General features: G+C 61.2%; 20 protein-coding genes. 8 read left to right on the top strand and 12 right to left on the bottom strand.

Going from position 1 to position 23,861, the window contains the following annotated elements; genetic code table 11:
* Positions 1-39 precede the first annotated feature (39 nt).
* Positions 40-240, top strand: a complete 201-nt coding sequence (locus tag EDE05_RS08485) for a hypothetical protein (RefSeq protein ID WP_105371454.1) — start codon at positions 40-42, stop codon at positions 238-240.
* A 34-nt stretch (positions 241-274) separates the two neighbouring features.
* On the top strand, positions 275-835 hold the full coding sequence (locus EDE05_RS08480; protein WP_105371453.1) for a type 1 glutamine amidotransferase domain-containing protein: 561 nt from the start codon (positions 275-277) through the stop codon (positions 833-835).
* Here EDE05_RS08480 and EDE05_RS08475 read toward each other — a convergent pair.
* The 7 genes from EDE05_RS08475 to EDE05_RS08445 all read right to left on the bottom strand — a co-directional run bounded on the left by EDE05_RS08475 (position 832) and on the right by EDE05_RS08445 (position 9,301).
* A complete protein-coding gene (locus EDE05_RS08475; RefSeq protein ID WP_165924137.1) occupies positions 832-1,917 on the bottom strand; it encodes a DNA topoisomerase IB in 1,086 nt (361 codons plus the stop codon). The two genes, EDE05_RS08480 and EDE05_RS08475, sit on opposite strands and share 4 nt — an antisense overlap.
* Before the next feature lie 69 nt (positions 1,918-1,986).
* On the bottom strand, positions 1,987-3,687 hold the full coding sequence (locus EDE05_RS08470; RefSeq protein WP_105371452.1) for a sensor histidine kinase: 1,701 nt from the start codon (positions 3,685-3,687) through the stop codon (positions 1,987-1,989).
* A 242-nt stretch (positions 3,688-3,929) separates the two neighbouring features.
* Positions 3,930-4,757, bottom strand: a complete 828-nt coding sequence (locus EDE05_RS08465; RefSeq protein ID WP_245422805.1) for a BON domain-containing protein — start codon at positions 4,755-4,757, stop codon at positions 3,930-3,932.
* Between the two features lie 192 nt (positions 4,758-4,949).
* Positions 4,950-6,056: an ABC transporter ATP-binding protein gene (locus EDE05_RS08460; protein ID WP_105371450.1), complete on the bottom strand. Its 1,107-nt coding sequence runs from the start codon at positions 6,054-6,056 to the stop codon at positions 4,950-4,952.
* A 17-nt stretch (positions 6,057-6,073) separates the two neighbouring features.
* Positions 6,074-6,955 (bottom strand): carbohydrate ABC transporter permease, encoded by an 882-nt coding sequence (locus EDE05_RS08455; RefSeq protein WP_105371449.1) that lies wholly within the window; start codon positions 6,953-6,955, stop codon positions 6,074-6,076.
* Complete coding sequence (locus EDE05_RS08450) at positions 6,952-7,890, bottom strand: sugar ABC transporter permease (protein WP_207914812.1); 939 nt, start codon at positions 7,888-7,890, stop codon at positions 6,952-6,954. Before EDE05_RS08450 ends, EDE05_RS08455 begins: the two co-directional genes overlap by 4 nt.
* 160 nt (positions 7,891-8,050) lie before the next feature.
* Complete coding sequence (locus EDE05_RS08445; protein ID WP_207914820.1) at positions 8,051-9,301, bottom strand: ABC transporter substrate-binding protein; 1,251 nt, start codon at positions 9,299-9,301, stop codon at positions 8,051-8,053.
* Positions 9,302-9,567: 266 nt separating this feature from the next.
* Between EDE05_RS08445 and EDE05_RS08440 the strand changes: the two genes are divergently transcribed.
* Positions 9,568-10,620, top strand: coding sequence for a LacI family transcriptional regulator (locus EDE05_RS08440; protein ID WP_132409421.1), 1,053 nt, complete (start codon positions 9,568-9,570; stop codon positions 10,618-10,620).
* A gap of 23 nt (positions 10,621-10,643) precedes the next feature.
* On the opposite strand, the gene EDE05_RS08435 is transcribed toward EDE05_RS08440, so the two are convergent.
* The 5 genes from EDE05_RS08435 to EDE05_RS08415 form a co-directional block, all read right to left on the bottom strand.
* Positions 10,644-12,149: a tripartite tricarboxylate transporter permease gene (locus EDE05_RS08435; protein WP_132409423.1), complete on the bottom strand. Its 1,506-nt coding sequence runs from the start codon at positions 12,147-12,149 to the stop codon at positions 10,644-10,646.
* A 10-nt stretch (positions 12,150-12,159) separates the two neighbouring features.
* Positions 12,160-12,621, bottom strand: a complete 462-nt coding sequence (locus EDE05_RS08430) for a tripartite tricarboxylate transporter TctB family protein (protein WP_105371445.1) — start codon at positions 12,619-12,621, stop codon at positions 12,160-12,162.
* A 192-nt stretch (positions 12,622-12,813) separates the two neighbouring features.
* Positions 12,814-13,797, bottom strand: coding sequence for a tripartite tricarboxylate transporter substrate-binding protein (locus EDE05_RS08425; protein ID WP_105371444.1), 984 nt, complete (start codon positions 13,795-13,797; stop codon positions 12,814-12,816).
* Between the two features lie 207 nt (positions 13,798-14,004).
* Entirely contained in the window at positions 14,005-15,378 is a 1,374-nt protein-coding gene (locus EDE05_RS08420) for a sigma-54 dependent transcriptional regulator (protein WP_132409425.1), read from the bottom strand.
* Complete coding sequence (locus EDE05_RS08415; protein WP_281033646.1) at positions 15,375-17,219, bottom strand: sensor histidine kinase; 1,845 nt, start codon at positions 17,217-17,219, stop codon at positions 15,375-15,377. The genes EDE05_RS08420 and EDE05_RS08415 overlap by 4 nt, the downstream gene beginning before the upstream one ends.
* Before the next feature lie 210 nt (positions 17,220-17,429).
* On the opposite strand from EDE05_RS08415, the gene EDE05_RS08410 reads away from it, so the two are divergent.
* The 5 genes from EDE05_RS08410 to EDE05_RS08390 all read left to right on the top strand — a co-directional run bounded on the left by EDE05_RS08410 (position 17,430) and on the right by EDE05_RS08390 (position 23,804).
* Positions 17,430-17,906: a DUF4126 family protein gene (locus EDE05_RS08410; RefSeq protein WP_105371582.1), complete on the top strand. Its 477-nt coding sequence runs from the start codon at positions 17,430-17,432 to the stop codon at positions 17,904-17,906.
* On the top strand, positions 17,903-19,276 hold the full coding sequence (locus EDE05_RS08405) for an FAD-containing oxidoreductase (protein ID WP_132409429.1): 1,374 nt from the start codon (positions 17,903-17,905) through the stop codon (positions 19,274-19,276). The genes EDE05_RS08410 and EDE05_RS08405 overlap by 4 nt, the downstream gene beginning before the upstream one ends.
* 102 nt (positions 19,277-19,378) lie before the next feature.
* Positions 19,379-21,346: an asparagine synthase (glutamine-hydrolyzing) gene (gene asnB, locus EDE05_RS08400; RefSeq protein WP_132409431.1), complete on the top strand. Its 1,968-nt coding sequence runs from the start codon at positions 19,379-19,381 to the stop codon at positions 21,344-21,346.
* Entirely contained in the window at positions 21,343-22,653 is a 1,311-nt protein-coding gene (locus EDE05_RS08395; RefSeq protein ID WP_245505077.1) for a lipopolysaccharide biosynthesis protein, read from the top strand. Before asnB ends, EDE05_RS08395 begins: the two co-directional genes overlap by 4 nt.
* Positions 22,650-23,804 (top strand): GNAT family N-acetyltransferase, encoded by a 1,155-nt coding sequence (locus EDE05_RS08390; protein WP_245505078.1) that lies wholly within the window; start codon positions 22,650-22,652, stop codon positions 23,802-23,804. The genes EDE05_RS08395 and EDE05_RS08390 overlap by 4 nt, the downstream gene beginning before the upstream one ends.
* Positions 23,805-23,861 lie beyond the last annotated feature (57 nt).

The following is a 23,861-nucleotide window of genomic DNA, read 5'->3' as shown; positions in this document are numbered from 1 at the left end:
AGGGCCGGACGCCCTTGCCTCGCGACGGGAGAAATCAACATGCGACACTTTTTCAAGATGCTCAGGAACAGGCTGACCGGAATCCGGCACGAGAAGAAGACTTTTGCCGTGGAACACCCCGAAGAGCTTCAGGTTATGGTGCCGGAGGCCGTGGTTCTGCCTCTACCTAAGTCGCCCCGCGATGAAATCAGCGTTCCGGCGTCGATCAACGGCCGTGACCTTTCCTCAGGCCGCTTGTGAAGGAGCCGGACGAAATCGACCGAAGGAGTAATGAATGACCGCTATCGATTCCGCTTCCATCCTTATTCTGGCCACCGACGGCTATGAACGATCGGAACTTCGGGTTCCGTTGGAGGAGTTGAAGAAGCGAGGCGCCACCGTCAAGATCGCATCCATCAAAACCGGCGAGATCAAGAGCTGGGACGAGAAGGATTGGGGCGATACCGTGTCCGTCGATCTCGAGGCGAAGAATGTGAAGACGGAGGAGTTCGACGCCCTGGTTTTGCCCGGCGGGCAGATCAACCCAGATCTTCTGCGCGTTAATGAAGAAGCCGTGAAGGTGGTGCGAGACTTCGTCAAGAGCGGCAAGCCGGTTGCCGCGATCTGCCACGGCCCTTGGCTGCTGGTGGAAGCGGATGCGCTTCGCGGCCGCAAGGCTACCTCTTACCATTCCATTCGCACCGACATCCGCAATGCCGGCGCGTCCTGGAAGGACGAGGCGGTGGTCGTCGACAACGGGATCATCACGTCTCGATCGCCAAAGGATCTTCCCCAGTTCGTGGAAAAGATCGTCGAGGAGATTCAAGAAGGTCCCCACGATCGCCGCGCGGCCTAAGTTTTCGCCAGCTCTCCAACAGCCGCCCGCAGTGCTTCGCGGGCGGTCATCGGCGGGTTCTCCGGGGAAACCTCCCGGAGAAAGGCCACCAATCGGCCCTCGCTTTCCCTCAAGCCCCTCGGAACATTCAGCTCCGCCTTGTTTGTCATTATCTTTTCCAGTGGCGCCGTGTTTTCAGAAAGCTCCAAAATGCTTGGATGGATATAGCTGGAGCGGCAAACCGCCGGGGTATTGTGCAACGCGTCAGAAGCCGCGTGAGCCATCAATTTTATCTTTGGAGGCTTTCCTTCCCTTTCCATGAAGTCCCAGGCAGCGTTGAAGGCGGTGAGACTCCCGCCCCAGGTCCGGAATGTCTTTGCCGACACCGGAAAACCCGCCGCCTTGGCAAGGTAGGCGTTCAAGCGACCTGAATCCACCGAATGAGGCACGCCCTGTTCATCTGGCCAGGAAAACAGCTGCCGTCCGGGCAGATCCGCTATCTCCTCCAGGATGCGCTGCAGGCGCGGATGCTTCAGCGTGTGCCGTACCCTCTTCCCGCCCTTCGCCGTGAAGCGCAGGAGGACCGCGTCGTCCGACAGGGTCATATGACGCTTCAAGAGCGTCGTTGCTCCATAGGTCCTGTTCTCTTTTGCGTAGGCCTGGTTTCCCACCCGCAGGTGCGTCGCATCCAGGAGCGCGACCAGCGCAGCAATCACGGCCTCGGTTTTATCCAGACCAAGTGCCAGATCCCGTTTCGCCCGGCTGCGAATCCGCGGCAGCGCCTCTCCGAACTTCAAGAGCTGGTCGAACTTTCGTTCGCTGCGGAAACTCTGCCAGTCGGGATGATACCGGTATTGCTTTCGGCCGCGGGAATCATACCCTGTTGCCTGCAGGTGGCCGCGAGGATCGAGGCAGATCCAGACATTCTCGTAGGCAGGCGGCAGCCCGAGCGCTGCGATCCTTCGCCGCTCCCGCTCGTCAGTCAGCAGCGCTCCGTCCGGCAGGCGGTAGCAGAACCCTTTGCCGCGCCGGAGCCTGCGGATGCCGGGTTCCGTATCGCTGACATAGGTAAGGCCGATTGTTTGAAGGGTATCCTGATCGATGTCGATTGTGGTGAGCATGGCGTCCATGGCCGATTAACGGCAAAGCGACGCCTTCGTTCCGGTTGTCGGCTAAATCGCTATGTCCCTCAGATCGTCGGCGCCCTCGCCTCGCTCGAACGCGGCACGCGGCGCGGTCAACCTCCAGCAAAGCCCTCCGGGATTAAAATCGATTTCGACCTCCCCCCCAAAAGCCGCTGCCGCATGGCGCTTGACGATGGTGGTGCCGAAGCCGGTGCGTGAGGGCTCATGAACCGGCGGCCCGTTCTTTTCTTCCCACACCAGGCGCAGCTTTACCTCGTCCTCATCATCCTTGACCACGTCCTTCCAGGCGATCCGGACCTTGCCGTGCGGCACCGAAAGCGCACCGTACTTGACGGAATTGGTCGCAAGCTCATGCAGGATGAGGCCCAGATTCTGTACCGCTTCGGCTTTGAGCGTGAAATCCGCTCCCTGAAGTTCGACCCGCTCGGCCACTTCTCCAAAGGTACTGAGATGGATTTCGATGACTCGCCGAATCGAAACCCCCGACCACTGCTCTTTCGCAAGTGCTTCGATGGATTTGCCGAGCCCCTGCAACCGGCCACTGATAGCCCTCTGGAACTCCTCCATGGTGGTGTCCTTGCGCGCCAGCTGACGCATCATGGCCTGCACCAGAGTCAGGATGTTCTTCGTGCGATGTACGAGCTCATGCAGGATCAGATGGATGCGGTCCTCCGCCTGGCTGCGGTCGAAGGATGCGTTCGATAGAGCCACCGCAACCTGGTTGGCTTCGCGGATTTTCGTTTCGATGGGCGAAACGATCTCGCCCCTGCCCATCCGTTCAGCCATTTGCGCGAGCTGCCGGATGGGAATCCGAAGCTGACGCCCGACCAGCCAGGCGATCAACATGCCGACGGCGAGAAAGATCGCGCCGCCCCCGATCAACTGCCGCCATGTGGTGAGAATGCTCGCCTGCGCCGTATCGATCGGGCCCCAGACGACCGCCTTCCAGGTCCAGCCGGTGATCTGCGCATAACCATACATCTGCCTGCGGTCACCGCTCATGTCCTCGATGGTCCCCTTGAAACCTGTCATCAGCTTCAGGGTATTTGCGGGAAAGGCAGAGCCTGAGGCGAATGTGTCGGCCCCGACGGACGTAACTACATTTCCCAGGCCGTCGACGATGGCGACGGACCAGCCTGCGGGAAGCCTCTCCACGGAAATCAGCTTCTGTAGATCCTCGGCATTCTGCGTGATGACCATCGCCGCACCGGCGCCGGAGACTTCGGTGGGCATCGGCATGGTGATGTTGAACACATGCTTGCCGCTGGTTGCCCCGAAAAAGACGCCGGAAACTTCGGTCACGCCGCTGCGCAGCGCCGACTGAAGCGCCGTTGGATTGGAAACCTTCTGGAGGGGAGTTCCAAAGGGCACGCGCGTATTGAGTTTCTGTTGCCCATCCGCATCGACGACCAGCACATACAGCGAATTGGAGCGCAGGCTGGTCTGGGTCCTGTTGTGGAATGACTTCAGGTCCCCGTTTTTAAGCTCCGGCGACGTCACGAGGATCCGCAGCGTCGTTGCCATATCCTGCAGCTCGCGATCGACGGCGCGAGCAATGAGCTGTGCGTCCTCAGCCGTGTCGTTGGCAAGGATTTCGCGCTCGTTCGCCTCCAGCTCCATCATCAGATAACCGACGAAGATCAGCAGGGGCAGAGCCACACCGGCTGCGAGCGCAACCAGATACGCGCCAATGGGCGCAATCGGGAAAAACCGCGAAATTCTTAACATTTCCTGGAGTTAACCCGAAAAGACGGCGCACGTGGCCTGCCGTCCGCCCTCATGTTCATTTATGTATCCCGCCATCTACTAATATATGCAGCACAGGACTTCTAACTGGTTTTGGAAGTCGGGCCAAGGATTGATTGCTGACAATGTGTCTTTTCCGCGAGGGTTCGCCGAAAGGGGTTTTATCATCGACTTCGAGGACTGGACCCCTCCGCAAAGCGGTCCAGTGGCGCCTGCCGACCGGATCAGATGGTCGTCGAACCTGTCAAGGTGTCGGTCGGAGCGTTGTTGACGCGCAGGTTGTTCTGCACATGCCGTACACCCGAAACACCGTCCACGAGATCCTCGGCCCGGCGTTTGTCCCAGCGGCTGGAAACGAAGCCGTCGAGGGTGACCTCCGCACCTTTCACGGTAACCGAGATGTTCGAAGCGTCCAGTATGGGATCATCGCTCAGACGGTCGTTGACGTCTTCTTCGATCCTGGTGTCGGAGCGTTGGTAACCCTTCGGTCCCTTTCCCCGATGTTCATCCATCGCGCGACGCTGTTCGGCCTCCTCATCGCCGAACCAGGAAGCGACCTCGTCGCCTGCCCGCTCCATGAAGCCACGTTTGCGGCCATAGTCCTCTTCTTCGCGGAACCGGTGCTCCTGGCCGTAGCGCGGCCGGCTCTCGCCGCCGTAACCATAGTCCGAACCGTATTGCTCGCCATAGGCCTGGTTCACGCGACCGCGGCCGGGTTCATAGCTGAATGAAGAGGGTCTGCCCCGGTAGGAGTCGCGCGCCCATATTCGCGAGCGCTCCGTATCACCGTAGCCGGGGTCATAACCGTAGTCGTCGGTGGCCCATTGCTCGCCCCGGCCATAGCGGGAGAACCGCGAGCGATCGCCATCCTCCCGGCCGTATTCGTGATCGCCGGGAAAATTGTCGCCGCTTCGCTGATTGTCGCCAAAACCGCGGACGTACCCCGTGTCTCCCGGGCGATAATCACCGGACGGCTCGCGAGGAAAATCGCGTTCGCCTCGCATCCGGTCGTTTCGATACCGGCCCGGTTGAGAATAGTTTCCGTTAGCCATTGTTTGTCTCCTCGACCTGGTTGGTTCCGTTCCAAACGGAACACAAACCGAACGCAGCCTCCTCCGGATTGTTCCGGGCTTTCGCGGAGCCAAGCCCTCGAATTCGGTGGTCGACAAGAGTGCGGCTTCGCGAGAAACAGCCCCGGACGGAGCCACGTCCGATTGATCGCGCAAACGTCAATGACGGGCGCGTCAGCCGATGCGGCTGCCACTTTCGGGATCGAAGACGACGGCCTTGTCCAGGTTGAAGGAGAAGGGAAACTTCTCGCCGAGTTTCACCTGCACGTCGGAGCGGGTTCGGGCGGTAAAGCTCGCGCCGTCCAGCTTGCCGGTGACAAAAGTATCCGAACCGGTCGGCTCGACCATGATGACGTCGGCGGCGATCTGGGCCGTGGCGCGCGCCTCGGGATCCACCAGGCCGGCATCGGTGATCGTTTCCGGACGCAGGCCGAGAATGACTTCCTTGCCGTCGGGTAGGATTGTCGTAACCGATGGCGGCATGGCGACTTTGACGCCTTCGTTGCCGAAGAGCGAAATGCCCTGCGCGCCGGCGGCGGACATCACTTTGCCCTTCAGCATGTTCATTGCCGGCGAGCCCATGAAGTCGGCGACGAACAGGTTGGCCGGGTGATTGTAGATCTCCGCCGGCGTACCGACCTGCTGGACCATGCCTTCCTTCAAGACGACGATCTTGGTGGCGAGCGTCATCGCCTCGATCTGATCGTGGGTAACATAGACGATGGTGGCGTTGGTGTTCTGGTGAAGCGCCTTGATCTCGGCCCGCACCTCGACACGAAGCTTCGCATCGAGGTTCGATAGCGGTTCGTCGAATAGGAAGACCCGCGGCTGGCGAACGAGCGCGCGGCCCATGGCGACGCGCTGGCGCTGGCCGCCGGAAAGCTGGCTCGGACGGCGTTTCAGCAGGTGCTCGATCTGCAGGGTTTTGGCCACCTGCTTTACCGCGGCCTCGCGCTGCGCCTTCTCGATGCCGCGCATTTCAAGCGCAAACGCGATGTTCTGTTCCACCGTCATGTTCGGATAAAGCGCGTAGGACTGAAAGACCATGGCGATGTCGCGCTGCGAGGGATGCAGGTCGTTGATCACCTGGCCGTCGATGACGATATCGCCGGACGACGGCGGCAGGAGACCGGCGATGGCATTCAGGAGGGTCGACTTGCCGCAACCTGAAGGGCCGACGAGCACCAGGAAGCCGCCCTTTTCCAGATCGATATCGATACCCTTGAGGATCTCGACATTGCCGATCTTCTTGCGAATGTTCTTGATTTCAAGAAAGCTCATTGACGGTTATCCCTAAGTCAGCCCTTGACTGCGCCGGCCATCAGACCGCGCACGAAGTAGCGTCCGGCGACGATATAAACGAACAGCGTCGGCAATGCCGCGAACACGGCCGCGGCCATGTCGACGTTGTATTCCTTGACGCCGGTGGAGGAGGAAACGAGGTTGTTGAGCGCCACCGTCATCGGTGAGGCCTCACCGCCCGCAAACGAAATTCCGAACAGGAAGTCGTTCCAGATATTGGTGAACTGGTAGATGATCGTGACGACGATGATGGGCCCGGAACTCGGCAGCAGGATGCGCCAGAAGATACGGAAGAAGCCGGCGCCGTCGATCATCGCTGCCTTCACCAGCTCGTCTGGGAAAGCTTCGTAATAGTTGCGGAAGAACAGCGTCGTGAAGCCGAGGCCGTAAATCACGTGCACCATGACGAGGCCCGTGGTGGAATTCGAAAGGCCGAGGAGACCGAGAAGACGCGCCATCGGAATCAAAACCGCCTGGAACGGAATGAAGCAGGCGAACAGCATCATGCCGAAAACCAGTTTATGACCGGGGAATCGCCATTTCGTCAGCACGTATCCGTTGAGGGCGCCGAGCAGCGTCGAGATCAGCACGGCCGGAACCACCATCTTGATGGAGTTCCAGAAATAACCCTTGATGCCGACGCAGCTGACCCCGATGCAGGCCTCGCCCCAGGCCTTGACCCAGGCGGCGATCGAAGGGGAGCCCGGCAGGGCCAGCATGTCGCCGCCGCGGATCTCGTCGAGCGACTTCAGCGAGGTGATCAGCATCACATAAAGCGGCAGGAGGTAGACGAGTGCGAGCACGACGAGGGCCGCATAGATGAAATAGCGGGCGGCGCGGGCCTGGCCGGCGCTGACGGTTTCGTTGGCCGCGCTCATTGGTGCTTCTCCCGCAGTTCCGAATAGAGATAGGGCACGATGATCGCGGTGATGCCCATCAGCATCATGACGGCGCTCGCCGAACCGACGGCCATCTGGTTGCGCGTGAAGGTATAGGAATACATGAAGGTGGAGGGCAGCTCGGTCGCATTGCCCGGCCCGCCTCCGGTCAGCGCAATGACCAGATCGTAGGACTTGATCGCCATATGCGCGAGCACGATGAAGGCGGACAGGAAAACGGGGCGTAAGAGCGGAATGATGATGCGGCGATAGATGGATATCGTCGAGGCGCCGTCGATCTGGGCGGCCTTGATGATCTCCCCGTCGATGCCGCGAAGACCGGCCAGGAACATCGCCATGACGAAACCGGATGCCTGCCAGACCCCGGCGATGACGACGGTGTAGATCGCCATATTGGGATTGACCAGCCAGTCGAACTTGAAGCTTTCCCAGCCGAGATTGTGCATGGTGTTTTCAAGCCCGAGACCGGGGTTCAGAAACCATTTCCAGGCCGTGCCGGTGACGACGAAGGAGAGCGCCATCGGATAGAGAAAGATCGGCCGTAGCACGCCTTCGGCGCGGATCCGCTGGTCCATCAAGATAGCGATGAACAGACCGATCGCGATGCAGATGCCGATGTAGAGAATGCCGAAGATTGCGAGATTCTGCATGGCCACATACCAGTTGGGCTGCGACCAGAGACGGAAATAGGCGTCGAACCCGCCCCATTTGTAGACCGGCATGATGCGGGAGGTCGTGAACGACAGATAGATCGTCCAGAGGATGAACCCGTAGACGAAAACCAGGATGACCGCGAACGACGGCGCCAGGACGATCTTCGGCAGCGCGTTGCGCAATCCGTCCGCAAGTGATCGGCCCTGTCTCTTTGGGATCCCATTGGGCGTCAGGGCGGGCACCGGCTCGATTGTCGTCATCATGACCTCCGGATGAGGGCGGGAGAAATATCAGTTCCGAGGATGCGTGACCTATCCTCTCACCAACAAAATCTGGCACCTAGCCTTTGGCTAAGATGCTGAATTACAAGTAAGGGGATCGCCGTCGGCAACCCCCTCACCTTGGCGTTCAACTATGCCATCACTTGGCGGCAGCAACCGCTTCCGGCAGGCGCTTCAGCGCCGCGTCGGTCGTGAGCTGGCCGTTGAGATGCTGGGTGATGACGTCGAGCATGGCTTCCTTGATGGCGGCCGGCTGGGCATAACCATGGGCGAGCGAGCCCATCATCGTGCCCTTGGTGGCTGCTTCGGCCAGATCCTTCATGCCCTTCTTGCCGCAATCGTCGAACTTCTCGTCCGAGATGTCGGTGCGGGCAGGTACCGAACCCTTCACCGTGTTGAAAGCGATCTGGAATGCCGGATTTTCGACGGCCGAAGCCATCTTGAGCTGTGCGGCACGCTGATCGTCACCCACGTCGAACATCATGAACTGGTCGGCATTGAAGAGAACGGACCCTTGCGTGCCGGGGAAGCGGATGCAGACGAAGTCGGTGCCCGGCTTCTTGTTGGCGCGCAGCCACTCGCCCTTCGACCAATCGCCCATCTGCTGGGCGCCGGACTTGCCCTCGATGACCATGGCAGTCGAGAGGTTCCATTCGCGACCCGAGAAATTCTGGTCGAAATAGGTCCTGAGCTTCGACATGGTGTCGAAGACCTTCTTCATGGTGTCGCTGGAAAGCGAAGCCGGATCGAGGTCGAGAACGGCCTTCTTGTAGAAGTCCGGACCGCCGACGGAGAGAACGACGGCTTCCCAGAGCGTACCGTCCTGCCACGGAACGCCGCCATGAGCGAGCGCGGTAAGGCCCTGGCCCTTGAAGTTGTCGAGCAGGGCGATGAACTCGTCGATATTGGTCGGAACCTTGCCGCCGGCCTTGTCGAGGGCGGCCTTGTTGATCCACAGCCAGTTGGTGGAGTGGATGTTCACCGGAGCCGCGATCCAGTGGCCGTCATACTTGGAAAAGTCCTGGAGTGCAGCCGGAATGACCTTGTCCCAGCCTTCCTTGGTGGCGAGTTCGTCGAGGTTTGCGGCAACACCCATTTCCGCCCAGTCCTTCAGGTCGAAACCGAGGAGCTGAACGGCGGTCGGCGGATCGCCGGCGGTAACGCGGGCGCGCAGCGCGGTCATCGCCGCAGAACCTGCACCGCCGGCAACCGGCATGTCCTTCCAGGCAACGCCTTCCTTCTGCAGGTTTTCCTTCAAGACGTTGAGCGCCGCCGCTTCGCCGCCCGAGGTCCACCAGTGAAGGACTTCGACGCTTTCGGCTGCCTTGGCGGCACCGGCCGTCAGAGCGATAATCGCCGCACCGGCGGCGAGTTTGCTGATCATTCGAATATTCATTGAGATTCTCCCTTTGCATCCGGGCTCCTCTCCGGATATTTCGATTTATAACGATATAAATGCGGTGGGTGTCAACCCGGACACGGAGATTTCTACAGCAATCGGACATACCGATAACAGATTGAATTCAATGCGAATTTCCCCAAAACTCGAAATTTTTCTCCGGAATCGAGAAAAAATTCCCGCGTAGCCGAAAAAATTTGTAACGATATAGATGAAGCTTGCCTTGGTTTTTTGGGCGGGAACGGAGGAAGAAGGAGATGTCGCTGGGAGACCTGGGGGAGAAGGGTCGGCGGGCGAAGCCGGAGCGGGAATCCGGGCAAGCCGGCGGCAACGCGAAGCCCACCCTGAAAACCATCGCCGAATTGACGGGACTTGCCGTCACCACGGTGTCGCGTGCGCTCGCCGATGCGCCGCAGATAGCCCTGGAGACACGCCAGCGTGTGCGGCAGGTGGCAAGCGAGATCGGTTACCTGCCCGACCGTGCGGCCCAACGCCTGCGTACAGGCCGCACCAACGTCATCAGCCTCGTCCTCGATCCTCACGAGGAAATCCTGAGCTATGCCACCTCTATGATCAAAGGGCTGACGGAAGCGCTCCGCGGCACACCTTATCACCTTGTCATCACGCCGCATTTCTCCGACACGCCGCAGGCCGACCCGGTCCGGCATATCATGCGTAACCGCATGGCCGACGGCATTATCTTCACCCGGACCGAACCGTCGGACGAACGCGTAAAACTGCTGATGGAAAACAATTTTCCATTTATCTGTCACGGTCGGACGGAACTGGCGACCGCCCATCCATACGTCGATTACGACAACTATGGTTTTGCCTATCTGGCGGCGCGAAAACTGATCGCGGCGGGCTGCAGGAAGCTGTTCATCATCCTGCCGCCTGAACGCTTCACATTTGCCCATCACATGCGGCACGGTTTCATGACAGCAGTGCGGGAGGAAGGGGTCGCGTTCGAGATCGCCAGAGACGTCACGCTCGACAGCGGATCGGACGATATCCGCGATTATCTTTTCCGCCGGATGGGCGAAGCGGAACGGCCGGATGGCTTTATCTGCGGCGGCGAGGTTTCCGCCCTTTCGGTCATGGCCGCAGCCTACGACCACCATCTCGAACTGGGGAAGGATGTGCGCCTGGTGGCCAAACAAACCTCCGGCCTTTTCGACCAGATCAGGCCGCGGGTCGAAACCATCTACGAGGACCTGGCGGAGGCCGGGCTGCTGATGGGCCGCCTGCTTCTGAAGCGTATCGGCGGCCCCCAACCTATCGACGAAATGCAGGTGCTCCAGACCGTCTGAGGTCCGGGGCACCCAATGATATCTCAATCCTCTTCGACGAAGACTTCCTCGCGTTTCTTCTTGACGCTCGGCAGGAAGACGACGACCAGGACCAGCGCTGCGATAAAGAGAAGGCCGGCGCTGATCGGACGCGTGACGAACGTTGTCGGATCGCCGCGCGACAGGATCATCGCACGCCTCAGATTCTCTTCCAGAAGCGGCCCGAGCACGAAGCCGAGCAGCAGCGGCGCGGGCTCGCAGCGGAGCTTGACCAGCACGTAGCCGATGAAGCCGAAGAAGGCCACGGAGTAGAGATCGTAGACGTTCGAATTGACGCTGTAGACCCCGATCGAGCAGAAGGCCATGATGATCGGGAACAACACGTAGTAAGGGATGGTCAACAGCTTCACCCACAGCCCGATGAGCGGCAGGTTGAGGACGACGAGCATCAGATTGCCGATCCACATGGAGGCGATGATGCCCCAGAAGAGGGCCGGCTGCTCGACAGCAACATTCGGACCCGGCACGATGCCCTGGATGATCATCGCGCCGATCATCAGCGCCATGACCGGATTGGCCGGAATGCCGAGGGTCAAAAGCGGAATGAAGGAGGTCTGCGCACCGGCATTGTTGGCTGATTCAGGTCCGGCGACGCCCGCTACAGCTCCCTGGCCGAATTCCTGCGGGTTCTTTGAGACCTTCTTTTCCACCGTGTAGGAGGCGAAAGCCGCAAGGATTGCACCGCCGCCCGGCAGGATACCGAGGATCGAGCCGATGACAGTGCCGCGCAAAACCGGCGCGACCATCGCCCGAAAGTCCTCCTTGGTCGGCAGCAGGCCGCTGACCTTCGACACCAGCACCGACCGGCTCTTTTCGTTTTCAAGGTTGCGGAGAATTTCCGCGATACCGAAGACGCCGACCGCGACGGCAACGAAATTCAGGCCGTCGGCATACTCACGAATGCCGAGCGTGAAGCGCGGCGTTCCGGTGTAGATGTCGGTGCCGACGAGCCCCAGCAACAGGCCGAGCGCCACCATCGCCAGCGCCTTGACGATCGAACCGTGCGCCAATGCAATCGAGGACACCAGGCCGACGACCATCAGGGAGAAATATTCGGCCGCGCCGAACTGCAGTGCGATTTCGGTGAGCGGCGGCGCAAAGATCGCTACCAGGAAGGTCGAAACGGTGCCGGCGAAGAACGAGCCGATCGCCGCGATCGCAAGTGCTGCACCCGCCTTGCCCTTGCGCGCCATCTGATAGCCGTCGATGGCCGTGACGGCAGAGGAGGATTCACCCGGCATGTTGATGAGGATCGCCGTGGTGGAGCCGCCGTATTGCGCGCCGTAATAGATACCGGCGAGCATGATCAGCGAAGAGACCGGCTCCAGCTGAAACGTGATCGGCAGCAGCATGGCGATCGTCGCAGTGGCGCCGATACCCGGCAGCACGCCGATCAGGGTGCCGAGCAGCACGCCGATCAGGCAGAAGAACAGGTTTTCCAGAGAGGTTGCGGTCGCGAAGCCGAGCGCGAGATTACTGAACAGATCCATCACTCACACCTCAAAGACCGAGCCAGGGGCCGAAACTGCGGAACGGGAGGCCGAGGCCGTAGATGAAGACCGCGACTGCGAAAACCGTCAAGGCGGCGGAGAGAACAACCGCCGTCAGAGGCTTCATCCGCCCTGATGCAAACGATGCGATCAATGCCGTGAAGAACAGCGCCGGCACGAAGCCGAGGCCCCGCACGGTGAGGCCGAAAAAGATCGGTGCCGGCAGGATGAAGAGCATCCCGCGCCAGGCGATATGGCCGATCGGCTCACCATGGACGCGCGCGGCCTGAACGAGGATGATGACTCCGAACAGCATCAGCGCGCAGGCGAGAATGAACGGGAAATATCCCGGGCCCATGCGAAATGCCGTACCGAGTTCGAGCTCGAAGGCCTGATAGGCGAAGTAGATGCCCGTCAGGACGAACAGCAGTCCGCAGATCAGATTGGTGGTGTCGAATTTCAGCGAATTCATGGTGTCTCCGTATGGATCGAAGAGCGGATGGCCAAGATCACCTGGTCAACGGATCCTCTTGGACGAGGATGACGAAGGGCCGGCCACCAAACCGTTCACACCGTTTTTCTTTAGAGAATCCCTCCCCTCCGGAGTGGAGGAGAGGGATTGGAAAGACGCGAACCGAATGAAAGCCTCAGCCGATGGTGCAGCTTAGTCGGCGTATTGTCCAGCAGCCTCGATGATCGGCTTCCAACGGGTGATTTCGCCTTCAAGCTTGGCCTTCAGCGCTTCCGGAGTGGCATCGTTCTCGGACGAGGGCTCCGTGCCGAGTTCGGCGAAGCGGGCGGCGACGTTCGGGTCCTTCAGCGCGACCTTCAATGCAGCGCTGAGCTTGTCGATCGCTTCCTTAGGGGTGCCCTTCGGCGTGTAGATGCCGTGCCAGATACCCACCGTCAGTCCCGGCAAGCCGGCTTCGGTGACAGTCGGAAGATCCTTCAGAACGTCGAGGCGTTCCGGCGACGTGACCGCATAGGCCTTTACTGTGCCGCCCTGGATCTGCTTGGTGGTGTTGGTCGTCTGGTCGCACATGATATCGACCTGTCCGCCGAGAAGATCGGTCATGGCCGGACCGGTGCCCTTGTAGGGAACCGTGACAAGGGGCGTCTCGATCGCGCTCATGAAGAGCATGCCGCAAAGATGCGAGGCAGCGCCGATGCCGGCATTCGCGACAGTAACCTTATCCGCATTGGCCTTGGCGTATTCGATCAGTCCCTTGAGATCCTTCGCTTCCATGTCCTTGCGGGCAAGCAGCGTCATCGGAACTTCGGTGACGAGACCGACATAGTCGAAAGCGTTCAGCGTGTCGTAGGAAAGCTTGCGGTAGAGGGTGGCGCTGGTCGCCATGCCGATATGGTGGAGCAGAACCGTGTAGCCGTCCGGGTCGGCGCTGGCCACGCGGCCCGCGCCGAGCGTGCCGCCGGCACCGCCGACGTTTTCGACGATGATCTGCTGGCCGAGATTCTTCGACATGGATTCAGCTACCAGACGGGCAACCGTGTCGGTTGGGCCGCCGGCCGCAAACGGAACCACCATGGTGATCTGCCGCTCCGGATAACCGGCGGCATTGGCGGAAGCGGAGAAAAGCGAAAGCGCCGCAAGAGCGGTAGCGCCAATAAAGGCGTTCAGGGTTTTCATCGGGGTCCTCCAGGATGAAATAGAGCACAGTCAGCGCTCAAGTCCTCCGGCGCCAACCTGCCGGAAATCTGCGCCAATGCGCTGGGCAGGTGCAATCATTTGAAAAGTACTAAATCGTTTTTTCTAGCTTTGATGCGTTGCACCATGGGTGGATTGGGCCACAAGGCGCCAAAAGCATGGGTGGATTTCCACCCATTACATTCGCCGTTATCCGTCCCGGTCGTCCTGCAGCAGGTGTTCCACGCCCAAGATCTTCTTGTCGAGGCCATATTTCTGCATCTTTTCGTAAAGCGTCTTGCGCGAAATCCCGAGAGATTCATAAACCGGCCTCAACGCACCCCCATGGGCGGCGATCTCGCCGGCAATGATATTTCGCTCGAAAGCCGCGACCTTGTCAGCCAGCCGCCCTGCCCCGTCTCGTCCCGGCACGGCGGTCTCGCCAGGCCTCGGGTCGAGACCGAGCACCAGGCGGTCCGCGGCATTGCGCAGTTCCCGCACGTTGCCCGGCCAGTCGCGCTGGGCGATCGCAGAGATCACATCGGCGGGCACGTTCGGATCCTCCCGGCCGTAGCGCGCCGCCGCCTCTCGGACGAGCTGCAGGAAGAGCAGCGGGATATCGGCTCGTCGCTGAGCGAGCGACGGGACATGGATGGTTGCCACGTTGAGGCGGTAGAAAAGATCGGCGCGGAAACGCCCCGCTGCGACCTCTGCCTCCAGGTCCACTTTGCTGGTGGCGATAAAGCGGACATCCAACGGCACGGTTTCGTTGGAGCCGAGCCGCGTGATCACCCGCTCCTGTAAAACGCGCAGGAATTTTGCCTGGAGATCGACCGGCATCGAACCGATCTCGTCGAGCAGGATCGTGCCACCGCGGCCGTGCTCGAACTTGCCGTAACGGGGACGCAATGCGCCCGGAAAGGCGCCGGCCTCGTGACCGAACAGCTCGCTTTCGATCAGGTTTTCCGGCAGCGCAGCACAGTTGATGGCGATGAACGGCTTATGGGCACGCGGGCTGACATCGTGCAGCGCCCTCGCCACCACCTCCTTGCCCACCCCCGTCTCGCCGATAATCAGCGTATCCGCATCGGCAGCCCCGATCGCGCGGAGCTGATAGCGCAGGTCGACCATGACTTGGGTGCGCCCCGGAAGCCGTGCCTCGACATCATCGCGCTTGCCGGCGACCGCCCGTAGCCGCCGGTTTTCGAGCACCAGACCGCGCCGATCCAGCGCCCGGCGGATGATGCCCGCGAGATGCTGCGGCGTGAACGGCTTTTCGAGAAAGTCGTAGGCACCTTCCCGCATTGCTTTCACCGCAAGCTGGACGTCGCCGTGGCCCGTCACCAGGATCACCGGGATTTCCGCATCCAGCTCGCGGATGCGGTGAAGCAGCGTCATGCCGTCGATGCCGGGCATACGGATATCGCTGACGACCACCCCGTCGAAGCCGAAACCCGTAAGTTCGAGCACATGATCCGCATGGGAAAATGTCTGGACCGAAAGGCCGAAGAGTTCCAGCGCTTGTGCGGTCGAACGGCGCAGCTCCTCCTCGTCGTCGACCAGCAGCACCCTTTGTCCGTTCACTCGGCTGCCTCCAGAAGATTGCCGTCGGCAGCGTCGAGCTCGATGTTGAAGACTGCGCCGCCATCGGGATGCTCACCGACGCTCAGACTGCCGCCGAAATCCTTGATGATATTGTAGGAGATCGAAAGGCCGAGCCCCAAGCCCTTGCCCACGCCCTTGGTAGTAAAAAACGGATCGAAGATGCGCTCGCGGATGGCCGGTGGAACGCCGGGACCTCGATCGCGTACCGACACGACCACCTTGTCGCCCTCCTTCTCGGCAGAAACGGTGATACGCCGGTCCTCCAGCCCCTCCACCGCATCGGCCGCATTGGTGATGATGTTCACCAGAACCTGCTGCAGGCGCACGGCCCCCGCCTTCACGGCCGGCAGCATCGGATCGATCTCCACGTCCAGGACGGCATCGGCCGTCTTGAGCCGCGCCGCCACGATCTCGAGCGTATCCCGCATCACGTCCTCGATCAGCACGGGACCGAGCTTCTCGTTCGGCTTGCGGGCGAAGTTGCGCAAGTGCTTGCTGATCGACGCAATGCGGTCGATCAGCGCCGAGATGCGACGGACATTGTCCCTTGCCTCGTCCGTCCGGCCGAGATCGATGAGCACACCCGTCGTCTCCGCATAGGTCTTGGCTGCGGCCAAAGGCTGGTTGAACTCGTGGGAAAGGGCGGCCGACATCTGGCCGAGACCGGCGAGCTTGCCGGCCTGGATGAGATCGGCCTGCGTCTGCCGCAACCGCTGTTCGGTGAGCCGCCGCTCGGCGATCTCCTCCTCGATGCGGCTGTTGACGCGGGCAAGATCGGCGGTGCGCTCCGCCACGCGTCGCTCCAGTTCGTTGCGGGCTTCCGCCTGCAGCTGCATGCGTTCATTGAGGCGTGCGCGTCGCTGCATCAGGACGGCAAGCGCCAGGCCGGCGAGGCAGAGCGTCAGGATCGCCGCGACGGTCGCGGTTTTCGCCTGGGTACGGACGGAACTCGTGTCCATCAGAACGTTGACCGTCCAGCCCGCATCCGGCATGGGCTGGGAAACGATGAGATATTCCTTCTCAACCCGATTGTCGGCAATGACCATGACATCGCGATCGGCAAATGCGCCGCGCTTCACCGGCAATTCCCGCAGTTTCGCGTCCGCATACCGCCTGGAGGCCTCAGTGCGTGCGATCCGTTCGGGAGTCAGCGGCAGAATGCTTGCATAAAGCCATTCCGGACTGCCGGTCATGAAGATGATGCCTTCCGGATCGGAGACGAAGATCCGGTCGTCACCGCCGCGCCAACTGTCTTCGATGGAATCGATATCCACCTTGAAGACGATCACGCCGCGGATCACGCCGCCGACCTCGATCGGCGAGCCGAAATAATAGCCGCGTTTCAGGGATGTCGTGCCAAGCGCATAAAAACGCGATTGCCGCCCAGCCGCCGCGTCCTGGAAATAGGGCCGGTAGGTGAAGTTCTCGCCGATGAAGCTGATCGGAGTGTCGTAATTGCTCGCCGCAACGGTCTGGCCGTCCATCGTCATCACATAGATATCGGACGACTTGAGAAGAGCGTTGACGTCCTTGAGATAGGCATTTGTCGTTGCCCGCAGCGCGTCGTTTCCTGGGTCGAGGATTAGCGCCTCGACATTCTGCTGATCGGCGATCAGCGCCGGCAGAGCCTCGTAACGCTTCAGGTGGCCATCCAATGCCGATACCGCCAGCCGCAATGTCGTGGCGGCTTGCGTTTCGGCTTCGTTCATATAGCCGCGCGCCGCGATATCGTTGCCCCTGAAGATCAAGGCAAGCCCAAGCACCGCCAGGAGGACCAGCGGCAAAAGAAGGCGATATCTCAACAGGCCGGGTCCTCCCATCTCTCCGCCCCGCAAAAGGGGCACGGCTATTGTAATCCGTGGTGGAGCGATTTCCATCACTTCCTTTCATGAGCCCTAACGTTCAACTGCAGCCGTAGGACGCATAAAGGAGACATGCTCGCTTTTATGGAAGTTTTACTTGACCTGCCGCCTGAGCCGGAACAGTCTGGCAAGCGGGTATCGGCGCCGGTCTCGGCATCAGGGGGCTTCATGGTCTACGTGCTTGCGCTTCTCATCGGCATCATCGCCGGCCTTCGTGCCATGACGGCGCCTGCCGCCATCGCCTGGGCCGCTTATCTCGGCTGGCTCAATCTTTCCGGTTCCTGGCTCGCCTTCATGGGCTCAGTCTGGGCCGTCGGCATCTTCACCATTCTCGCAGTCGTGGAACTCGTGACCGACCAGCTGCCCTCGACGCCGAGCCGCAAGGTTCCGCAACAGTTCGGCGCCCGGCTCCTGATGGGTGCCCTGACCGGAGCCGCCATCGGCACACCCTATGGCGGTTGGATCGTCTGCCTGATCGCCGGCGTCGTCGGCGCAGCAATTGGAACTTACGGCGGCGCAGCCGTCCGCGCCAAACTCGCCGCGGGCTTCGGAAAGGACCTGCCTGCAGCCTTGATCGAGGACGCCGTCGCTATCATCGGGGCCTATCTGATCGTTGCGTCCCTGCCGATTCCGGTCGCCGCATGACGGCTTTCGACGCGATCATCATCGGCGCTGGACAGGCCGGCCCCTCGCTTGCCGGGCGTTTCAACGATGCCGGCAAACGCGTCGCCATCATCGAGCGGAAGCATGTGGGCGGGACCTGCGTCAACACCGGCTGCAAGCCGACCAAGACGCTCGTCGCCAGCGCCTATGCCGCCCATCTCGCCCGCCGCGGCAGCGAATACGGCGTCGTGCTCGAGAGCTCCGTGAAGATCGACATGCCGACGGTGATGCGCCGTTCGCACCAGGTGACGCTCGATTCCCGCCACGGCAACGAGAGCTGGCTGGAAGGCATGCCGAACTGCACCCTGATCCGCGGCCATGCCCGTTTCGAAGACAAGAACACGGTGCGGGTCGGAGACGAACTGCTGACCGCGCCGCAGATCTTCATCAATGTCGGCGGACGCGCCGCGATCCCGGATTTTCCGGGCATCGGCGAAGTGCCGTTCATGACCAACAGCGACATTGTCATGCTCGAGCGGGTGCCGGGCCATCTGGTCGTCGTCGGCGGCAGCTATATCGGTCTGGAATTCGCGCAGATGTATCGTCGCTTCGGCGCGGAGGTCACGGTCGTCGAGAAGGGGCCGCGGCTCGTAGGTCGCGAGGACGAAGAGATTTCCGAAGCCATCCGCGGCATTCTGGAAGCCGAAGGAGTCAAGATCCGCACCAACGCCGAATGCATCCGCTTCCGCAAGCACGGGGACGGCATCGCAGTCGGGGTGGACTGCGCAGAGGGCGAACCGGAAGTGATCGGCACCGATATCCTGCTCGCCGTCGGCCGGCGGCCGAACACAGACGACCTTGATCTGGACAAGGCAGGAGTGGAAACCGACGGCAAGGACTATATCAAGGTCGATGACCGTCTGGCAACCAGTGTCGAGGGTATCTGGGCGATGGGCGACTGCAACGGCCGCGGCGCCTTCACGCATACGGCCTACAACGATTTCGAGATCGTTGCTGCGAACCTCTTTGACGGAGAAGACCGCAAAGTCTCCGACCGGCTGCTCGGGTACGCGCTTTACATCGATCCCCCGCTTGGCCGCGTCGGCATGAGCGAAACGGAAGCCCGCAAGGCAGGAAAGAAGGTTCTCGTCGGGCACCGGCCGATGACGCAGGTTGGCCGCGCGGTCGAAAAGGGCGAGACCCAGGGCCTGATGAAGATCGTGGCGGACGCCGACACGAGGCGTATCCTGGGAGCCGCCATCCTCGGCACCGGCGGCGACGAATCCATTCATGGCATACTCGACATGATGAATGCCGGCGCCACTTTCGATACGTTGCGCTGGGCGGTCCCTATCCATCCCACGGTGTCGGAACTCTGGCCGACGGTCGTCCTCGGCATGCAGCCGACCTGAACCTCTTTTGGACATATCTAAATTTTTATCGACTGCTTAAGGAGAGCCTCAAGCATTTTCGTCTATGACCGGCGTTCAAGGTCCTGTTCATGACGGAAACAGATGTGCGGTTTTGCTGGCTTCCTTGGTGAAGCATGTGGCTCCGGTGATCCGGAAGCTCTCCTGTCGTCCATGGCGGCCGCGATTGCCCATCGCGGACCGGACGGACAAGGCGTGTTCGCCGCGCCGGGCGTCGGGCTTGCCCATGTGCGCCTGTCGATCATCGGGCTCGCCGACGGCCAGCAGCCGATGACGAGTGTCGACGGCCGATTCACCATCGTCTTCAACGGCGAGATCTTCAACTATGTGGAACTGCGCGACGACCTGAAGGCTCGCGGTATCGTCTTTCGCACCGGCAGTGACACGGAAGTGCTGCTTCAGCTTTATGCGCTCCATGGCAAGGACTGCCTTTCGCGCCTCAACGGCGACTTCGCCTTCGCCATATGGGATGCGCGTGACCGGCGGCTGATGCTTGCCCGCGACCGGATGGGCGTGCGGCCGCTCTTTTATACCCGGCACAAAGGCGCGCTCTACTTCGGTTCCGAAGTGAAGGCCCTGCTCCAGGTGCCGGGCATCGAGGCGGAACTCGATCCCTTTGCGCTCGACCAGATCTTCACGCTCTGGGCGCCGATCCCGCCGCGGACGGCCTTCAAGGATATCCGTGAACTCGAGCCAGGACATCTGCTGACCGCCGAAGGCGGACGCATCGACGTCAGGCCCTACTGGTCGCTTGACTTTCCCGATGCCGACGACCGGGCCGAGGCGGACCAGGGCGCGATGGAACAAGAGCTGAGGGCACTCCTTGCCGATGCGACGCGGCTTCGCATGCGTGCCGACGTACCGGTCGGCGCCTATCTTTCCGGCGGCCTCGATTCCTCGCTGATCACCGCCCTGGCGGCGCCGATGGCGCCGAATGGATTGAACACCTTCTCGGTGACCTTCGACGACGCCGAGCATGACGAAAGCGCCTTCCAGATGGAAGTTGCCCGCGCGCTCGGGACGCACCATCGTGCAGTCGCAAGCGGCTCGGCCGATATCGCGGCGAGCTTTCCGGATGTGATCAACTTTACGGAGCGGCCGGTTCTGCGCACCGCGCCTGCCCCGCTCTACCGCCTCTCCGGCCTCGTGCGGGACGCCGGCATGAAGGTCGTGCTGACCGGCGAAGGGGCAGACGAGATCTTTGCCGGTTACGATATCTTTCGGGAGGCGCGCGTGCGGCGCTTCTGCGCCCGCCAGCCGGGTTCGAAAATCAGGCCGCATCTCTTCCGCAAGCTCTACCCTTATTTGCCCGGCTTGAAGCAGCAATCGTCGGATTACCTCGCGGCATTCTTCGGCGCCTCGAACGACGTTGCCGGCGACCCGCTCTTCTCGCACCGGCCGCGTTTCCGCTCCACGGCCGCGGCGAAGATCTTCTATTCCGACGATTTGCGCGCCACTCTCGGCACCTATGACGCCGCCGAAGAGCTTGCCTCTCGCCTGCCCGACAACTTCCGCCGCTGGCATCCGCTGCATCAGGCGCAATATCTCGAAGGCCGTTTCCTGCTGCCGGGCTACATCCTTTCCAGCCAGGGAGATCGGGTTGCGATGGCACATGGCGTCGAAGGCCGGTTCCCATTCCTCGACCACCGCCTGGTCGAATTTGCGGCCCGGCTCAATCCAAGCATGAAGCTCAAGGGTCTCGAGGAGAAACATATCCTCCGGCGGGTGGCAAAGGACCTGCTGCCGGATGTGATCACCAAGAGGCCCAAACAGCCATATCGAGCGCCAGACGGCCGTTCCTTCGCCGGCAACGACGAGCAAGCCTATGTCGGCGAGATGCTCGGCGAACAGGCAGTCGCGGAGACGGGACTGTTCAATGCGCGGGCGGTCGCCAAATTGCATCAGAAGTGCCGGACACAGACGGTTTCAGGTTTCCGCGACAATGCCGCCTTTGTCGGCATTCTTTCGACACAACTCTGGCTGCGGAAGTTTACGGCCCGAGACGCAGCCGGTGCCGATCACATTGCCAAGGCGGCAGGAAGTAAAGCATGACGGCGCCCGGATTAATCCAGAAGATGGCACGCCTTCGCGGTTTCCTGCCGATGTTCTTGTCCTATGCCGCCTCGGGCGGCAGTCTGATCGTCAGTTCCTTCGCCCAGCTCCTGACCTTTGCCATCCTGGCCCGCTTCCTCGGCGTCCACGAATTCAGCTTGTTTGTGGCAATCACAGCGGTCTCGGCGATCGCGGTTCATCTCTGCGGCCTCGGCGCCACCGAATGCCTGGTGCGCCGTGTCGCCCGCGACCATGCCATCTATCCTCGCATGCTCGGGCATAACCTGATCCTGATTGCGGCGAGCGGCCTTGCACTCATCCTGATCGGCGCCGTGGCGCTGCCCTTCTTCTTCGACGTATCTGCCGATCCGGTGGTAAACGTCGTCGAGATCACCCTCATGCTGGTGACGAACATTCTGCTCGTCCGTTGCATCCTGTTCGCCGAACAGGTCTTCATCGCCTTTTCCGATTTCGGCTCAGCGAACAAGGTGGTCATGGGTTTCGCGCTGATCCGCACTGCCGCAGCCGTGCTCGCCTGCCTCATCTTCGGCGTATCGACGCTCTCGGGCTGGATCATCTGGCAGTTCGCGGCGCATCTCCTCATGCTGGCTTTCTGCGTCCAGGCGCTTCGCCGCCTCGGCCGACCCCGATGGGGACTTGTCCGCGAGGAGCTCCGGCTCGGCCTCTTCTTCAGCATCCCCTTCATTCTCAAGGCGGCACGTCAGAATGCCGACCTGCTGGTCCTGAGCCTGGTCACCACGGCCGAGATCGTTTCGAGCTACAGCGTTGCGCGTCGCATCATCGAAAGCAGCTACCTCTCCGTCGATGCGCTGAACCGCATCGTTTACCCGGGTACCGCAAGAGCGAGCCAGGCCGGGCTTCATCATGCGGCCGAACGGGTATCGAAGATCTTCGCCGTCGCATTCACAATCAGTGTTGCAGCAGGCGCGACGGTCTATGTATTCGCGCCGCTGCTGCCCTTTCTTTTCGGTCATGAATATGTCTCGCTCGTAGGTTTCGTCCGCGTCCTCTGCTGGGTCGTGGTGCCGGTCGCCTGCTGGGCGATTGCGCTTGAAGCACTTGGCGCAGCCGGCCATCAGGGCGCGCGCGCTTCCGTCCTGGGAACCGGCAGCCTGGTTGGTGCAGGCATCGCTGCATGGGCGACCTGGTATGCCCCGCCGCTCGGCACCTTCGTATCCTATTACGTGATCGAGGCAGCGATGGCGGCCGCCGCCTGGGCTGTTTATCTGAGCGTGGTGACGAGGAGCAGGCAGACGAGTTTTGCCGTGAGCGAGCCTGCCGAATGAACCTGCCGTACAGCCATCCGGCCGTGGAGGCTCCTGCCGTCTTCCTCACCCGCAACGCCACACATGGCGTGCGTCCGATGGAAGCTGCCGACCTTCAAGCCGTCGGCCGGCTCTTCAACAAGGCATTCCGGAACAAGGACGAGGCGCCGCAACAAGACCTGGTGGATTATCTAGACCGCGTTTTCCTGAAATGTCCGGGCTACGCACCGGAGCACGGCAGCATCGTCCATCAGGATCACCAGGGCCGGATCGACAGCGCATTGCTGGCGCTTCCGATGCCCTTTTTTGTTTACGGCAGGCGAATTACCGCGCGTCTTCTCTGTGCCTTCATGGCGGACGGAAAGACCGGTCTTGCCGGTGCGGCAAGACTGGCGCGCACGATCCGCCTCTCGCAACCGGACCTGTGTTTTTCCGACAATGCCTCCCCCGTCAGCGCCGATCACTGGACGACCGGCGGCGGTTTCATGCTTCCCGTTCAAAGCCTCGAGTGGCGCCGCACCTTCCGACCGTTTCAGGCGGGTTTCGATCGATTAAGGAGAAAACTGCCGGCCGGCAGTCATCTTCCGCTTTCGACATCGCTCAAACCGGCGGACTTCCTCGCGCGGCATTTTTTTGGCACGTTCACGCCTCGGGAACCTGTCGGCGGAACCTCGATCGAAGCGGATTTCGATGATTTCGTCACATGCGCCGCAACGATGACAGAGTGCTTTGCGATCCGCCCCGACTGGTCGCGTGACGATCTTCTGTGGCTGATGGATACGGCCGCTTCGAACATTTCGCTCGGCCGGCTCCGCTGCAAACGTGTCCTTAATACCAAAGGCACGACGATCGGCTGCTACCTGTTTTTCGGCAAACCGGGCAGAACGGCGCACGTCCTCAATATCCTCTGCCGGGAAGGACACGAATTCGAAGTGGTCGGGCATATGTTTGCGGACCTTTCGGCCTCCGGCTATTCCGCGGCCCATGGTATGGCGCAACCTTTCCTGATGAACGCGTTGATGCGACAGAGGCAGATGAGCTTCCGGCACCGCGGCTATTTCTGCATGGTGACGCGGCATAAGGACATCCGCGAGGCGGCAACCGGAAACGATATCTTTGTCGGCGGCCTTGCTTCCGAAAGCTGGAGCCGTCTCCTCACGGACTTCGCGTAATGAGAGATTAACGCGATATTCACCGTACTGACCTAGTGATGAAGCCTAATATTGGCG

Origin of the sequence: Neorhizobium sp. R1-B (assembly GCF_004368875.1) — a bacterium.
GTDB classification, from domain to species: domain Bacteria; phylum Pseudomonadota; class Alphaproteobacteria; order Rhizobiales; family Rhizobiaceae; genus Neorhizobium; species Neorhizobium huautlense.
This window is presented reverse-complemented; position numbering and strand designations above follow the sequence as displayed.

What these genes read in the sequence shown, in the direction of transcription:
- EDE05_RS08485 (WP_105371454.1), top strand. Translation starts at nt 40, where the DNA reads ATGCGACACTTTTTCAAGATGCTCAGGAACAGGCTGACCGGAATCCGG.
- EDE05_RS08480 (WP_105371453.1), top strand. Translation starts at nt 275, where the DNA reads ATGACCGCTATCGATTCCGCTTCCATCCTTATTCTGGCCACCGACGGC.
- EDE05_RS08470 (WP_105371452.1), bottom strand. Translation starts at nt 3,687, where the DNA reads ATGTTAAGAATTTCGCGGTTTTTCCCGATTGCGCCCATTGGCGCGTAT.
- EDE05_RS08465 (WP_245422805.1), bottom strand. Translation starts at nt 4,757, where the DNA reads ATGGCTAACGGAAACTATTCTCAACCGGGCCGGTATCGAAACGACCGG.
- EDE05_RS08460 (WP_105371450.1), bottom strand. Translation starts at nt 6,056, where the DNA reads ATGAGCTTTCTTGAAATCAAGAACATTCGCAAGAAGATCGGCAATGTC.
- EDE05_RS08455 (WP_105371449.1), bottom strand. Translation starts at nt 6,955, where the DNA reads ATGAGCGCGGCCAACGAAACCGTCAGCGCCGGCCAGGCCCGCGCCGCC.
- EDE05_RS08450 (WP_207914812.1), bottom strand. Translation starts at nt 7,890, where the DNA reads ATGACGACAATCGAGCCGGTGCCCGCCCTGACGCCCAATGGGATCCCA.
- EDE05_RS08440 (WP_132409421.1), top strand. Translation starts at nt 9,568, where the DNA reads ATGTCGCTGGGAGACCTGGGGGAGAAGGGTCGGCGGGCGAAGCCGGAG.
- EDE05_RS08435 (WP_132409423.1), bottom strand. Translation starts at nt 12,149, where the DNA reads ATGGATCTGTTCAGTAATCTCGCGCTCGGCTTCGCGACCGCAACCTCT.
- EDE05_RS08430 (WP_105371445.1), bottom strand. Translation starts at nt 12,621, where the DNA reads ATGAATTCGCTGAAATTCGACACCACCAATCTGATCTGCGGACTGCTG.
- EDE05_RS08425 (WP_105371444.1), bottom strand. Translation starts at nt 13,797, where the DNA reads ATGAAAACCCTGAACGCCTTTATTGGCGCTACCGCTCTTGCGGCGCTT.
- EDE05_RS08415 (WP_281033646.1), bottom strand. Translation starts at nt 17,219, where the DNA reads ATGGGAGGACCCGGCCTGTTGAGATATCGCCTTCTTTTGCCGCTGGTC.
- EDE05_RS08410 (WP_105371582.1), top strand. Translation starts at nt 17,430, where the DNA reads ATGGTCTACGTGCTTGCGCTTCTCATCGGCATCATCGCCGGCCTTCGT.
- EDE05_RS08405 (WP_132409429.1), top strand. Translation starts at nt 17,903, where the DNA reads ATGACGGCTTTCGACGCGATCATCATCGGCGCTGGACAGGCCGGCCCC.
- asnB (WP_132409431.1), top strand. Translation starts at nt 19,379, where the DNA reads ATGTGCGGTTTTGCTGGCTTCCTTGGTGAAGCATGTGGCTCCGGTGAT.
- EDE05_RS08395 (WP_245505077.1), top strand. Translation starts at nt 21,343, where the DNA reads ATGACGGCGCCCGGATTAATCCAGAAGATGGCACGCCTTCGCGGTTTC.
- EDE05_RS08390 (WP_245505078.1), top strand. Translation starts at nt 22,650, where the DNA reads ATGAACCTGCCGTACAGCCATCCGGCCGTGGAGGCTCCTGCCGTCTTC.